The 16,178-nt window shown below is 68.8% G+C and carries 4 protein-coding genes; 2 read left to right on the top strand and 2 right to left on the bottom strand.

Features of this window, described 5'->3' with window-relative positions; translation table 11 throughout:
* Positions 1 to 115: 115 nt before the first annotated feature.
* Both C5708_RS04870 and C5708_RS04865 read right to left on the bottom strand, forming a co-directional pair.
* Entirely contained in the window at positions 116 to 2,422 is a 2,307-nt protein-coding gene (locus tag C5708_RS04870) for a TonB-dependent receptor (protein WP_242918451.1), read from the bottom strand.
* Between the two features lie 790 nt (positions 2,423 to 3,212).
* On the bottom strand, positions 3,213 to 4,868 hold the full coding sequence (locus tag C5708_RS04865; protein ID WP_242918449.1) for a winged helix-turn-helix domain-containing protein: 1,656 nt from the start codon (positions 4,866 to 4,868) through the stop codon (positions 3,213 to 3,215).
* 334 nt (positions 4,869 to 5,202) lie between these two features.
* Between C5708_RS04865 and C5708_RS04860 the strand changes: the two genes are divergently transcribed.
* Complete coding sequence (locus C5708_RS04860) at positions 5,203 to 13,410, top strand: autotransporter-associated beta strand repeat-containing protein (RefSeq protein ID WP_242918447.1); 8,208 nt, start codon at positions 5,203 to 5,205, stop codon at positions 13,408 to 13,410.
* Between the two features lie 314 nt (positions 13,411 to 13,724).
* Entirely contained in the window at positions 13,725 to 16,169 is a 2,445-nt protein-coding gene (locus C5708_RS04855; protein ID WP_242918445.1) for a M20/M25/M40 family metallo-hydrolase, read from the top strand.
* The last annotated feature ends 9 nt before the right edge of the window (positions 16,170 to 16,178 follow it).

The following is a 16,178-nucleotide window of genomic DNA, read 5'->3' as shown; positions in this document are numbered from 1 at the left end:
GGCCACCAGCGCCGAGGCGATCCTGGACCATGTTCGTGATCCAGGATCGCTCCCGGCGCGCTGCGCCCCGGTTTCCCGTCCAGCCCGGATGTTCCGGCCCGGACGCTGGCGACCGTCAGTACTTCGCGGAGACGGTGAACAGGAACTGCCTGGGCGCCGACCTCATGAACGTCTGATAGTCCCCCGAAACGGAATATCCTCCGATGCCGACCGACCCGATGTTCTTGCGGTCCAGGAGATTGTTCACGTCCAGCCGGAAAACCAGATCGGGCAGGTGTTCGCTCCTCGGCAGGTGATAGGAGATCCGGCCGTTCACCTGCCAGTAGTCCGGCACGTAGAGGTCGTTGGTGTAGGTGAAGGGCTGGTCGAGATAGACCGTGCTGGTCAGCCCCGCCTCGAAGCGGTCGTGCTTGTACGTCGCCTGGGTGATCAGGGAGACGCTGGGATAGCCGGGCTGGTAGTGCCCCTTCAGGGGCACCACCTCGCCGGACACGACGAGATTGTCGCCGTAGCGCAGCTTGCTGACGGAGACCGACTGCGAGATGTCGATCCCGAACGGCAGCTTGGCGCTGGCGATCGCGTCGGCGCCGAAGAGGTCGGACTGCGGCACGATGCCCACGGAGCGCACGGGCGCGTATTGCGGCCCGCTCGTGCCGTTGAGCAACCGGTTGAGAATGATCCCGTAATAGGCGTCGACATTGAGGCTCAGCCAGCCGAAATCGTGATAGCCGCCGACGGTGAAGTTCCAGTCCTTCTCCGGCTTCAGCGTGGGCGCCGTAGCCTCGAAAATGGCCTGGCTGTCCGCGGCCCAGGCGGACGACACCGGGCCGATGTTGCCGCGGGACGAAACCCGGTAGCCGATCATCGTTTCGGCGACGTCGAGATAGAGGAAGTCCCGGTCGGTCGGACGCCATTCGACGGACAGCTTCGGCAGGAACGGGTCCCTGGCCGCCAGCCTGCCGTTCGGCGCCTGGTCGGGACCGACGCCGCCGCCGCTGGTCACGAAGTCGACCGCCTTGAAACCGACGGTCAGGGTCAGGGCTTCGGTAGGCTTGAAGACGTCTTGCAGGTAAAGCTGAAGCGATCGGGTCGTCCAGGCGGACTGGTTCTGAACTTGGAACGCAGGGCCGTAGACGTCGTAGGGCCCGATCGCCCGCAGCGGCGGGCCCTGGCCGGGAAGCGGCTCGTTGAAGGACTCGAACCTGGACGTCGAGGTGACGCGCTCGAGCCACGCCCCCGCCGACAGGGTGTTGCGCCCGACGGCGTAACTGATGTTGGCCGCGCCGCCGAACCGTTCCGGCCGCGTGCGCCAGACCTGCGCCGAGAACGGCGCGCCGGTCTGGGACGGGGTCGAAACGTCCGAGATCTCGACGTCCGAGGCGCTGACGGCCCCATAGGCCATGACCTCGCCCGACAGCTCGTTCGAAAGGCGGAAGCGGTGGGCCAGGCTGCCGATGAAATCGTTCGTCGCCTGACCGGTGTCGTAGGGGACGAGCTTGGCCAGCTCGCCGCAGGTGTAGGCGCCGCAGGAAACGCCCGCATTGGCCGGCGTATTTATGAACACGGCCCGATCATAGTCCTTGTAGAGGATGTCGGTGCCGTTCCAGCCCAGCTTCGAGAGCATGTCGAAGGAGGTGTTGTTATACCCCCAGATTTCGAAGTTGGAGTACGAAAGGAAGGCCGTGACATCGCCCCAGGGGACGTCCTGGACGATTTTCGCGTTCGCGTGCAGGGAATACTGCGTGCCCCTGCCGGTGTACTTGTCTTTTGAAATGCGCTCGACGCCGAAAAGCGCGCGCGGCCCGTTGTCGCCGATCTGGCCCGTCTGAGCGGTCGCGCTGAGGACGAGCGCATTGTTGCTTCCATATCCCACGACCGCGCCGAACTCCGGTTTGGATTTCGGGTTGATCAGCGAATAGCGGATCTCGCCGCCGTCCCCGGAATTGGAGAAGGTGCTCACCTGGGCCGAACCCGGCGAGATCTGCACGGAACCGATGTTCGAAGTCACGCCGACGTTCAGCGGCGCGGTTCCCGTGACGCTGCCATAGCTGCCGTCGTTGAGGGGAACGCCTTCAAAGGTGATCGCCAGCTCATTCTGGCGGAAGCCCCGGACCAGCAGGAAGCCGTCCGAAAGATCGAGCCCGTAGGCGTCGGTCGAGGTGAAGGTGACCCCGGGCAGATTCTTCACGAGCGCCAGGGCGCTCGTCCCGGTCATCACGTCGGCCCAGTTCTCCTTGGTCAGGGCGTATTGGGCCGCCCCGGCCGGCTGATCCACGGCGCCCGCCCGGCGCGCCGCCGTCACCACGATCTCCTGCACCTCAGCGCCCTGGAACGAGCGCGTACCGCCGTCGCCCTCGTTGTTCGCAGCGCCGGTCGTGGCTTGAGCATGGGCCAGGCCGAAGCTCAGCCCGTTCAAGATCATGACGAGAGCCGGCCCCTTCCAACCGATCCCCCGGCGATACGAATGTTTCTGTTGTTGAAGACGTAGATGCGATTTGAGTTTTACAGTCATGACTATTCTACAGTTGAGACGCGAGTGATCAGGCCGCGTCGCAGGAGGCGGCGCGGTTCGGCGGCGTGGATTGAATGAGGGGCGCTGGTTTCCGAGCGACCGTCGGCCCGGCGCCTAGGGGCGCCCGCCAGGGTCCGGCGGCCAGCCGAGAGCCGGAACGCTCAGGACGAGCGCCCGGACTTTAGGCGTATGCGACCGGTTCGCTGCGGAGGCCAAGCTCCACAGCGGCGAAATAAGGGGCAGGTGGCAGGCCAAGACGCCTCTCCTTGCTCAAGGTTCAAACCTGAGCCCGAGAAGCTGTGCGCCCGCGGATCACCGCGGGCGGCGATCCTACAGGTGAACGGCGTTCCGGGCTTCGGAGCGACCGGCGAAGGTGTTCGAAGACGGCGCTATGCGCCGACTGTCGCCCTCGCTGGTTGCGCTGCTAGATCGCGGGTTCATCAGATCCGTTGTTCCGTTGGGTGGGCGCCGGCGCTTGGCGCGCCGACGATCCCCGGCGCGGGAAAGGCCCGCGCCGAAGACTGGGCTGAGGTATACCCCCCTATAGGTTAGGTCAAGCCACACCGCTCGCGATGGCGCACATGTCCCCGCATGCGACGAAACGAGGCGCGGCGCGGAACTGGCGAGGCGTCGATCGGCCGATCGGATGGGGCTGCCTTCCGGGCGGCGGGGGGCGGGTCGGCGGCCGCCGTTCAGGGGGTCAGCTCGCGGGCAGCCCGGCGGCGACCATGAGGCTCATCACCCGCTCGGTAGCCTTGAGATAGACCGGGCTGGTGTTCTTGTCGGGCGGCGGCACGGTGCGCGCCGTCGCGCCCGGTCTCAGCTCCAGCGCCTTGGCCATGGCGGCCCTGGCTTCGGCGCCCCGGCCCAGTTGCTGGTAGGCCGCCGCCAGCAGCAGGTGCGTGCGCCCGCTGGCCGGGGTGATCGCGATCGACCGCTTCAGCCAGGGCAGCGCGTCCTCGGGGCGGCCCATGAGCAGATAGGTCCAGCCCGCCCCGATCGCCCAGGTCCAGCGCGCGACCTGCGGCGTGTCGAACCGGTCCGCCTGCCGGAAGGTGGCGAGGCCCTCGTCGAAGCGGCCGAGGAAAACCTGGGCGAGCCCGATGAGATACAGCGTGATTCCATCCCACGGATCGAGGGCGAGCACCCTCTCGCACGCCACCAGGCATTCGACGAAACGGTTGGTCGTCGACAGGAACCGGCAATAGGTCTGAAGCACCGGGATATAGTCGGGCCGCGCGCGCAACGTGCGCTCCACGATCGCGCCGACGCGCCCTTCGACGGAGGCGCGCTCGGCGACCGGGAACCAGGCCATCTGGATTCCGCGCAATTGGAACGCCGCGAGCGCGACTTGCAGATCGACGTCGTCGGCGTCGTCGGCGAGCGCTTTCTCCAGCATCGCCCGGGCGGCGTGAAAACGCTCGAAGGTCGTCTGGTTGATCGAGGCCGTCGCCTGCTCGATGGCGGCCTTGGCGCCGCCCGTCGGCATGCCGTCGACGGAGCGGTTGCCCGATTTCAGGAGCGCGTTGATGCTCAAAGCCAGCGCGTCGCCCAGGCCGGCGGTCAGGCGCGTCTGCTGGAGCGGCGCATCCGCGCCGTTCCGGTCCACCGACAGCGCCCTCGTCCACTTGACCGTGCCGGTCGACGGTTCGGTCATGCGCGCGCTCAGGTTCCACGCCGCCTCGGTCTGTTCGAGCACGCTGGTCACCACGAAGTCGGCGGCCTGGACGGCGCCGTGCGGCGTCACCACGCGGATCGTCTCGATTTTCGCCAGGCCGTCGATCAGATCGCGGGTCACGCCGGCGGCCATCCGGGCGCTCATCGGCGCATCGCCCCCGGCGGCCATCGGGATTACGGCGACGGTCGCGGGCGAGCTCACGAAGAAACGAGGCAGCACCGCCGCGGCCGCCGCCAGGGCCGTCGCACCGCCCCCCGCCATGACCGCCAGGACCGCGCGGCGCCGCATCTTGAGATCGAGCCAGGCTCCCGCCGGCCTCGCTTCCGTCGCAGATCCCGTCTGCGCATGCGTCATTTCCGGAGGGCCCGCATCCGGCGGCCCCGACACGTCGGCCTCCAGCAGATAGCCCCGACCCGAGACCGCCCGGATCAGCTGGCGCTTGTCGTCGCCAAGGGCGGCGCGAAGCTCGCGGATGCACTGGAAAAGGCTGTCGTCGCTGACATGGACGCCCGGCCAGACGGCGGCCATCAGTTCGTGCTTGCTGAGGATTCGCCTCGGATTGATCGCCAGCAGCCATAGGAGGTCGAAAGTCTTCGGCCGCAGCTTGATCGCTTCGCCGTCGGCCCGCCGCAGTTCGGACCGCCGCTGATCGATTTCAAACCCCGCGAATCTCAGCACCCTCCCCCCTTCCCCCGGACAACGCCGCGGTTCTGCAGCGTGACGTCAGAAGCACCCAGAATCCCCGGAAGTCATTTGAATCTCGCTCAAAAACGGAAAATTTCAGCAAAATTTCAGAAATCCTCCGGCGCCGCTTCAGGACCCTGCGGAGCCTCGCTGACATAAGGCGGGAAGACACGACGCGGGAATGGCGGTCACTAAAAGCGCGAGATTAGGCGGGACGCCTTAATGCGCCGCGGAAACGTAAGCCCCCGCTTTCGAGCTGGGGGGAATTATGTCTTCACGGGTGCTTTCGACTTCGGCGCGCGGCGCCGCGGGCGGCTGGCTGCGCGCCATGTTGCTGGCTTCGACGGCGCTGATCGCCGTGACCGGGCCTGCGCTGGCCGACAGCGTCGGCCAGAACGGCGGAACCGGCGGCAATGCGCCCAACTCCTCGACCCCCGGCGGCGGCGGCGGGGCGGGCGCGGCGGGGGACGGCTCGACGACCGGAACGGGCGGCGGCGGCGGCGCGACCGGCGGCGGCGGCAATGTGGGCGGCGGCGGCGGCGCGTCGGACAGCGGCGGCGGCGGCGGCAGAGGCTATGGCGTGGCCGCCGGCGGCGGCGGCGGCGGCGCGGGCGGCGCGGGTCTCACCCTGACGACGACCGTCACCAACAACGCCACGATCAAGGGCGGCGCCGGCGGCAACGGCGGCTATGGCGCCTCGAGCTATGCCCAGTCGTACTACTACGCGGGCGGCGGCGGCGGCGGCGGCGGCGGATCCGGCGTCATCGTCACGACCGGGACCAGCCTGACCAATACGGGCACGATATCGGGCGGCAATGGCGGCGGCGGCGCGGACGTCATCGGGCCGGGCATCCCTAACTCGTTCGCAAATCCGTCCGGCAACGGCGCCGGCGGCGCCGGCGGCAACGGCGTCACCGCCACCGCCGCCAGCGGCCTGACGATCACCAATTCCGGCACGATCCAGGGCGGCGGCGGCGGAACGGACTACCAGAACCTCCAGCCCTATCGCCCGCAGGCGGGCGGCTACGGCGTCATCGGCCAGAACCTGACCATCATCAACAGCGGAACCATCCAGGGCGGCGCACGCGGCGGCGCCGGCGGCCTGTCGGGAAACCTCTCGACCGCGATCGTCATCACCGGCGGCGTGAACAGCATCGCGGCGCTGACCGGCAGCAACATCGGCGTGATCGAGTTGGCCGGCGGCGCCACCACCATGTCGGGCGCCTACAACAACGCTGTCGTCGTCGATGGCCCCGCCACGCTCAACTTGGGCGCGGCGGGCGACGCCACCGGTTTCACCAGCGTGAACAACGCCGGCGGCACGATCAACATCGGCGGCGGCGACACCCTCTCCGCCGCGGCGATCGCCAACAACAGCGGCGGCAAGATCAATCTGAGCGCCGGGGCCATACTCCTAGGGACTGGCGGCGCGTTCAACAACGACGCCACCATCAATGTCGGCGTCGGCGGCGTCGTCACGAACGGCGGCGACATCAACAACAACGCCAGCGGCGTCATCAACTTCAACGGTCCCGGCGGCATGGCGAAGCTCGTCGCGTACAACGTCAACAACAGCGGTCAGATCAACGTCGGCGGCGGCGACGTCGATGCGCAGATGAGCAACATCAGTAACCAGGGCAGTGGTTCGATATCGCTCACGGGCGGCAATATGCTGAACGTCTCCACCTTCACGAACCAGGCCACTGCGACCCTCAACATCGGCGCGGGCCGCAAGCTCAGCGTGCAGGTCCTGGCCTTCAACGGCGGCGTCGTCAGCGGCGCGGGCTCGATCGAAGCCGCCAACGCCTTCAATCTGTGGGGCCCCGGCACGATCGGCGTGACGCTTACGGGCGCGGCGCTTCTGACCAGAGGCGGCCCCGGCACGACCGTCCTGACCGGCGCCCAGACCTATACCGGCGGCACCACGATCAACGCCGGCGAACTGCAACTCGGCGCGGCAGGCGCCGCCGGCTCGCTCTTGGGTCAGGTCAGAGTGAACGGCGCGGGCGCATTCACCGTCGCCAACGCCAACACCACGGGCGTCACCACCATCACCAACGCCGGAACGACGAAGTTCCAGAACGGAAGCACCGCCGGCGCCACTGTGCTCACCAACAACGGCTATCTGTACTTCTACGGCGCCAGCAATTCCGGCTCCGGCGTCACCACCAACAACAACAGGCTCGAATTCCACGACACCAGCTCGGGCGGCGCCGCGACCATAAACAATGTCGGCACCCTGGAGTTCCACGACAACAGCCAGGCCGGCGCGGCTGCGATCACCAACGCCAGCGGCGCCCTGCTGAACTTCAGCGACGCCAGCTCCGCCAAGAACGCCAACCTCACCAACAACGCCGCCCTGTACTTCAACGACAGCAGCACGGCTGGCGCGGCGACCATAACCAACAATCGCGACCTGACGTTCTTCCAGACCAGCGGGGCTGGCGGCGCGACGATCACGAACAACGGCGCCCTGACATTCCAGGCCGCCGCCACGGCCGGCAGCGCCAGCATCACCAACAGCTCCAGCCTGGTGTTCCTCAACAACAGCAACGCCGGCTCCGCCGCTATCGCCAACACCACCGGCGGCGTGGTCGATTTCTCGAATACGGCCGGGACGAACGGCGACCACAGGATCAGCGCCGGCTCGATCGCCGGCGTCGGCTCCTTCCTCCTGGGCGCCAACCAGCTGACAGTCGGCTCGAACAATCTCTCGACCGAGGTGAGCGGCGTGATCGCGGGCGTCGGCGGCTCGCTGGTCAAGACCGGCGCGGGCACGCTGACGCTGACGGGCGCAAACACCTATACCGGCGGCTCCACGGTCAGCGGCGGCACGTTGCAGCTTGGCAAGTTCGGCGCAGCCGGCGCCATCGGGGGCGCGGTCGACGTCGGCAACGGAGCCAACCTCGACGTGGTCAACGCCGACATCAGCGGCGTCACCCGCATCTCGAACAGCGGCGACATCTTTTTCCGCGACGGCACGAGCGCTGGCGGCCTCACCATCACCAACAACAACTCGGGCGTTCTGAATTTCTACAGCGCCGGCACGGCCGGACACGCCGCCATCACCAACAATAATATCCAAAACTTCTACAACGACAGTACGGCCGGAAGCGCCAACATCATCAACAACTACACCCTGAATTTCTACCAGAACAGCACGGCGGGCGGCGCGAATATCGCCAATAACTCCACCGTGAATTTCTACCAGAGCAGCACGGCGGGCGGCGCGACTATCGCCAATAACTCCACCGTGAACTTCCTTAACGACACCTCCGCCGGCAACACCGCCATCACCAACAACAGCACGGTTTTTTTTAAAGACAGCAGCACCGCGGCGGGCGCCGTCATCACCAACGTCGCCAGCAACAGCGTCGTCTATTTCACAAATTCCAGCACGGCCGGAAGCGCCGCCATCACCAACAACGGCGCCGTCGCCTTCCAGAATTCCAGCACGGCCGGCTCCGCCGCCATCATCAACAATGCGGGCGGTTCGGTTGATTTCAGCGGCACGACCGGGCCCAACGGCGACGGACAGGTCAGCGCCGGCTCGATCGCAGGCGCGGGTTCCTACCTCCTGGGCGCCAACCAGCTGACGGTCGGCTCAAGCAATCTTTCGACCGAGGTGAGCGGCGTCATTTCGGGCGTCGGCGGATCGCTGGTCAAGACCGGCGCCGGGACGCTGACGCTATCGGGCGCCGACACCTATACGGGCGGCACCACGATCGCCGGCGGCGTCCTGCAACTCGGCAATGGCGGCGCGACGGGCTCGATCGTCGGCGATGTCGTCAACAATGGCGTGCTCGCCTTCAATCGCAGCAATACGACAACCCTCTCCGGCGTCATCTCGGGCGGCGGCACGGTGCAGCAGATCGGCGGGGGCACGACGATCCTGACCGGCGCCAACACCTATGGCGGGGGCTCACTGCTGCAAAGCGGCGTGCTGTCGGTGTCGAGCGACGCCAATCTCGGGGCGGCCTCCGGTGCGCTGACCTTCAACGGCGGGGTGCTTCAGGTCACCGGCTCCAGCTTCTCCTCCACCTCGCGGACGATCAACTGGGGCGGCGGCGGCTTCGACATCGCCGACCCGTCGAACGCCTTCACCGTCAACCAGGCCCTCAGCGGCGGCGGCTTGCTCACCAAGCTCGGCGCCGGCACGCTGATCCTGACTGGCGCCAACACCTATAGCGGCGACACCACCGTCGCCGCCGGCCGGTTGCAGTTCGGCGGCGGCGGCGCGGGCGGCGCCAACACGCTCGGCGGCGCGCTGACGGTGGCCGGCGGCGCGGCGCTGGCCATCCAGACGCCGGCGACCCTGAACGTCGCGGGCGCCGTGACGTTAACCGACAACGCCACGCTGTCGATCGGCGCCGGCGGCCCCGCCCTGTCCGCCGATCACGTCGCGATCGGCGCCGGCGTCGCCTTCAATATCGGCGGCATCAACACCGCCAGCCAGCTCGACAAGGTGCTGATCAACACCCGCTCGGGCATCAGCGGCGACTTCGCCGGCGTCACCGTGGGCGGCTTCAGCGGCGCCGTGGACTATCTCACCCTATCCACCAGAAAATCGGCCGACAGCCTGCAATATCTGGCCAGCTACGGCCTGAGCTGGACCGCCGGCAACAACCTCGCCCAAGGCGGCTTCACGCTGGCCAATGCGACCGACACCTTCGCGGTCGGCGCCGCGCTCGCCAACCAGGCGGCCAATTCGGCGACCGGCTGGAACGGCGCCTCCCTGACCAAGGCCGGAGCCGGAACGCTGATCCTGTCGGGGACCAACAGCTATACCGGCGGCTCCACGGTCAGCGGCGGCACGCTCCAGCTCGGCGACGGCGGCGCGACCGGCTCGATCGTCGGCGACGTCGTCGACAACGGCGTGCTCGCCTTCAACCGCAACAACACCATGGTCTTCTCCGGCGTCATCTCGGGCGCCGGCGCGGTGCAGCAGATCGGCGCGGGCACGACCATCCTTTCGAACGCCAACACCTTCAGCGGAGGCGCCCTGTTGCGCAGCGGCGTGCTGGCGGTGGCGAGCGACGCCAATCTCGGGGCGGCCTCCGGTGCGCTGACCTTCAACGGCGGGGTGCTTCAGGTCGCGGGCTCCAGCTTCTCCTCCACCTCGCGGACGATCCACTGGGGCGCGGGCGGCGGCGGCTTCGACATCACCGGCCCGTCGAACGCCTTCACCGTGAACCAAGCCCTCAGCGGCGGCTCGCTCACCAAGCTCGGAGTCGGCGCGCTCATCCTGACCGGAAGCAACAGCTTCTCCGGCGGCGTCACAGTCAGCGGCGGCGTGCTCCAGGTGGGGGCCGGCGGGACGACCGGCTCGATCGCCGGCGACATCGTCAACAACGGCGTGCTCGCCTTCAACCGGGCGGATACGGCGCGGTTCTCAGGCGCCATCTCCGGCGCCGGCGCGGTGCGGCAGAACGGCTCCGGCACGCTGATCCTGACCGGGAGCAACACCTACACCGGCGGGACCACGATCAATGGCGGCGTCCTGCAACTCGGCGACGGGGGCGCGAGCGGCTCGCTCACCGGCAGCATCGTCAACAACGGGACGCTCGCCTTCAACCGCAACGACGTAACGACCTTCTCCGGTTCCATTTCGGGCGGCGGCGCGGTGCGCCAGATCGGCTCCGGAACGCTTATCCTGACCGGGAGCAACAACTATGCGGGCGACACCACCGTCTCCGGCGGCCGCCTGCAGTTCGGCGGCGGCGGCGCAGGCGGCGCCAACAATCTCGGCGGCAGCCTGACGGTGGCCAGCGGCGCGCTGGCGATCCAGACGCCGGGAACCGTGAACGTCGCTCACAATGTGACCTTCGCCGACAACACCGCGTTGTCCATCGTCGCCGGCCTCGACAGCGCGGCGCTGTCGGCCGACCACGTCGCGATCGGCGCCGGCGTCGCCTTCAACATCAGCGGCATCAACACCGCCAGCCAGCTCGACAAGGTGCTGATCAACACCCGCTCGGGCATCAGCGGCGACTTCGCCGGCGTCACCGTGGGCGGCTTCAGCGGCGCCGTGGACTATCTCACCGTCTCCACCCACAAATCGGCGGACAACCTGCAATATCTGGCCAGCTACGGCCTGAGCTGGACGACCGGCAACAACCTCGCCCAAGGCGGCTTCACGCTGGCCAATGCGACCGACACCTTCACGGTCAGCGCCGCGCTGGCCAACCAGGCGGCCAATTCGGCGACCGGCTGGAACGGCGCCTCCCTGACCAAGGCCGGGGCCGGAACGCTGATCCTGTCGGGGACCAACAGCTATACCGGCGGCTCCACGATCAGCGGCGGCGTGCTGTCGGTGTCGCGCGACGCCAACCTCGGCGCGGCTGCGGGCGGCCTGACCTTCACCGGCGGCGCCCTCTCGACCACCGGAAGCTTCGACACCGCCCGTTCAGTCGCGCTGACCCAGGCCGGGCGCTTCGACGTCGCCGCCGGAACCCAGCTCGGCCTGACCGGCGTGGTGTCGGGCGGCGGCGATCTGATCAAGCAGGGTGACGGCGCGCTGCGGCTCGACAACAGCGCCAACGCCTACCGCAACACCCTGGTGGCGGCGGGCGCGCTGATCGGCGCCGCCGGTTCGATCTCGGGCGACATCGGCAACGCCGGCACGGTGATCTTCAACCAGACGACCGACGCCAGCTTCGCCGGCGCCATCGGCGCGCTCAACGGCGCGGGCGGCGCCATGGTCAAGCGCGGCGCGGGGGTGCTGACCCTGACCGGCGCCTCCTCGCTCAACTGGACGGTCCAGACCGGCGGCCTTGTCTCCTCGGCCGAACGCTTCGGCGGGGCCGTCGCCATCGCCGAGAGCGCGTCCTTCGCCCTCAACCAGACCGCCGACGCGGCCTTCGCCGGCGTGATTTCCGGCGCCGGACAGTTCAGAAAATCCGGCGCCGGCAAGCTCGCCCTGACCGGCGACTCCAGCGGCTTCGCCGGGGCGACCACCGTCGAGGCCGGAACGCTGGCGGTGAACGGCGTGCTCGGCGGGACGCTCAACGTGCTCGGCGCCGGCCGCCTCCAGGGCTCCGGCAAGGTCGGCGCCGCCACCATCAACGGCACGATCGCGCCGGGCAATTCGATCGGCACGCTCAACGTCGCCGGCGACATCGCCTTCAACACGGGCTCGATCTACGAGGTCGAGGTCAATGCGGCTGGGCAATCCGACAAGATCCTCGCCTCGGGCGCGGCGACGATCAAGGGCGGCACGGTGAAGGTGCTGGCGGGCGCGGGCGACTACGCGCCGCAGACCCGCTACGCCATCCTCACCGCCGGCGGCGGACTTGCGGCCAACAGCGCGTTCTCCGGCGTAACCTCGAACCTCGCCTTCCTCGACTCTTCGCTCAGCTACGACGCCAACAACGTCTGGCTGACCATGACCCGCAACAACATCGATTTCAAAGCTGTCGGCGTGGCTCCGAACCAGGTCGCCGCCGGCAGCGGGGTCGAAAGCCTCGGCTTCGGCAATCCGATCTATCACGCCGCGCTGAACCTCTCGGCCCCACAGGCGCGCGACGCGTTCGACCAGCTCTCGGGCGATATCCACGCCTCGGCGAAGACGACGATGATCGAGGACGGCCGTTTCGTCCGCAGCGCCGTCAACGACCGCCTCCGCGCCGCCTTCGACGGCGTCGGCGCCTCGCAGGGCGCTGTCGCGACCTATGTCGGCGGCCAGCCGGTCGCGGTCGCCGCGAACACGGAACGCCTCGCGGTCTGGGGCCAAGGCTTCGGCTCCTGGGGCCACGCCGACGGCGACGGCAACGCCGCGCGCCTCGGCCGCTCGACCGCCGGCTTCTTCATCGGCGCGGATGCGTCGGTGTTCGCCGGCTGGCGCCTCGGCGCGACGGCCGGTTACAGCCGCACCGATTTCGACGTGAAGGATCGTCGCGCGTCAGGCTGGAGCGACAACTACCATGTCGGCCTCTACGGCGGCGCGACATGGGGCGACCTCGCCCTCCGCTCCGGCGCGGCCTATGCTTGGCACGACGTCGCGGCCAACCGCAGCGTCGCGTTTCCCGGCCTTGGCGACAGGCTGAGGGGCGATTACGACGCCAGCACGGCGCAGGTCTTCGGCGAACTCGGCTACCGCATCCGCGCGCGCAACCTGGCCTTCGAACCCTTCGCCAACCTCGCCTATGTAAGCCTGCACGCCGACGGCTTCGCCGAGGCGGGAGGCGCTGCGGCGCTGACCAGCGCGGCCTCCACGACGGATACGACCTTCGCCACGGTGGGCTTGCGCAACTCGACCACCTTCGAACTCAACGGAACGACCCTGACGGCGAAGGGCGCGCTAGGCTGGCGACATGCGTTCGGCGACGTGACGCCGCTCTCGACGATGCGCTTCGCCAGCGGCGGCGACGCCTTCGCGGTCGGCGGGGTTCCGCTCGCGCGCAACGCGGCGACGGTCGAGGCCGGCCTCGACTACGCGCTGTCGCCCAACGCGGCGCTCGGCGTCACCTACGGCGGCCAGTTCGGCTCAGGCCTCTCCGACCAATCCGCTCGCTTCAGCTTCAACGTCCAGTTCTGAGCCGGAAAGCGAGTCGACGATGACCGACCTCGTCCGAACGCCGTCGGCACGCCGGCGTCCCGCCGCCGCCGACGTGCTCGTATGATCACTGTCTCGGGACGGGCTCCCCGTCCTGAGACTGGCCAGGGCGACAGCCGACGCCGCTGAAGTTCGCTGCGGTAAAGCGGCCCGGACTTGATCCTCCCTTTCGCCCGCCCCCGCCAGCGTCGCGCCGAGCGCAGTCTTCGGTAGCCACCCTGCGAAACACCCCTATAAGCTAATCTAATTAGCATTTATTCGGAGGGCGATCGCGTCCTCCCGAGAGGGGTGAAAGCGTGGCGTTTACGAAGCGACCGAACATCGCTGGCCAGAGACCGGCCTTCCAATTGGCGGGCTTCGCGCTGGCCTGGATCGCGGGGATCGCGCTGGCGGCGATGAGCGGGTCGCCGCCGCAGCCCTCGCCGGCCTCGGCCCTTGCGCACAGCTTCTCTGCGGAACGGGCCATGGCCGACGTCGAGGCGATCGCGGCACGGCCCCATCCGACCGGCTCGCCGGAGATCGAGCTGGTTCGACGCCGCCTCGTCGCCCGGATGCAGGCCCTGGGCCTGTCGCCGCAACGGCGGGCGTCCGTGGGCGTGACCGAGAACAAACATTTTCCCGACCTGGCGATCGCCGGCCGCGTTCAGAACATCGTCGGCGAACTGCCCGGGACGGACCCGACCCTGCCAGCGGTGCTGGTGATGGCCCACTACGACAGCGCGCCCCATTCGCCCGGAGCGGGCGACGACGCGGCCGGAATCGCCGCGGCCTTGGAGATCGCGCGCGCGCTCAAGGCGGACGAACCGCATCGCCGCACCGTCATCTTCCTGTTTACCGACGGCGAGGAGCCGGGGCTTCTGGGCTCATCGGCCTTCTTCCAGGTCGATCCGTCGCGCAAGCGCGTCGGCGTCGTCGTGAACCTTGAAGCGCGGGGCGACAGCGGCCGAACCGCGATGTTCCAAACCAGCGCCCAGGGCGGCGGCCTCGTCGCCATGCTGCAGAAGCATGCGCGCGCGCCAAGCGCCGACTCCTTCGCATCCTGGCTCTACGAACGGATGCCCAACGACACCGACCTGACCAGCGCGTTCAAAAGCGGCCTTCCGGGAATGAACTTCGCCTTCGCCGGCCACCAGATCGCCTACCACACGCCGATCTCCACACCGGAACGGCTCAACCGCGGCAGCCTCCAGCACATGGGCGACCAAGTCCTCCCCGTGGTGAGGGCCATGGCGGACGCCCCCGCCCTGCCCGTCTCGGCGCCGGATCGCGTCTACTCCGATGTCTTCGGTCTCAAGCTCGTGAGCTACCCGCCGTGGGGCGGATGGATGCTGGCCATCGGCCTGGCCGCCGCCGCATTGATACTGGCGGCGTTGGCGGTGCGGCGCGACCTGGCGACGCCGGGCCAACTCGCAAGCGGCGCCGGCGTCCTGCTGGCGTTGCTGTTCGCCGCGGCCCTGGCCCTGCGTCTGGATGGCCGGCTGCTGACGGCTCTGCTCGGCGCGGGCGCCTCGCCTCACGCCCTGATCGGCCAGTTTGAACTGCTGCTGGGCGGGGGCGTGCTGCTGCTCTCAGGGATCGGCCTCCTGGTGCTCCCGGCCGCGGCCAACGGCTGGTGGCGCGCGGCGGCGTACGCCTTTTTGGCCGTCGGCCTGATCTGCAGTCTGTTGGGCGGGATCGATCCGCCCGGCGCCGGAATGGCGATCTCGGGCGCCCTGCTCTGCGCGGCCGTCCTGCGTCGCCCCAACACGCTCTGGGGCCTATGGACCGGCGGATTGCTGCTGGCTGCGGCTCTGGCTTTGTGTTTACAGTTCGCGGTCCCCAAGGGCGCGCATCTTCTGACCTGGCCCCTTCTGGCGATGGTCGCCGCGTGCGCCATAGCCATGACGAAACCCCCGGCCGGACGCCCCGCGCTCGAGCTTCTGGCGATAGGCGCGCTGGGCGCTCTCGCCTTTGGCCTGCTCGCCAGTCAGGCCTATGGCTTCTTCACGGCGACCGGGCCTGTGGCCCCCCTCGTCCTGACGCCTTTCGCCACGCTCGCCGCTCTCGCCCTGCTGCCGCTTGTCTGGCGTTGGGACGGCGCGCCTGTCGGCGGTTCGATCCTCCTCGTCGCAGGCATGGGATTGCTCGCCGTCGCCGGCGTGCGGGGCTCGCGTCCCTCGCCGCAGGCGCCGCACATGGTCGAAGCGTTCTACGTCGCCGATCTCGACAAGGGGCGCGCCTGGCGCGCCAGCGCATCCCCCGACCTCGGCGCCTGGACGAGCGCCGCCCTGTCTCTCGACGGAGACTTCCCCAGGCGCGGCCGCCTGGAGCCGTTCCTGTCCGAGCCGCTCTGGCTCGCGGCGGCCCGGCCCGTCGCCTTCGCCGCCCCGCCGATCACGCTCGAAACCTCGGGCGAGGCGTTGCTGCTGCGCACGCGCGCGGTCAACCAGGGCCGCTTCATGCGGCTGATGCTGAAGCCCTCGGCCGAAATGAAGGGCTTGAGCATCGGGGGGCTGCCGGTCAGGGCCGCCCTGCCCGCCGGCGTCTGGTCGCAGGTCACCTTCCACGCCCCCGCCGAGGGCGACGTCGTGCTGGAGCTTCCGAAGCCCGCGGGCGCGGGCGTGCTGGAGATCTGGGTGGCGGAGGTGCGCGACGGCTGGCCCAAGGGCCGCGAGCCCGCCCCTCGCCCCAGCGGCGTCGAGCCCTTCAGGCGGGCCGACACCACCTGGATCGTGACGCGCCGCAAGTTCGACTGGAAGTGAGGCGCCCTA

Source organism: Caulobacter sp. CCUG 60055, assembly GCF_022750545.1.
GTDB lineage: Bacteria > Pseudomonadota > Alphaproteobacteria > Caulobacterales > Caulobacteraceae > PUIC01.
Note: the sequence above shows the minus strand (reverse complement) of the source record. Positions and strands in the feature narration are given on the sequence as shown.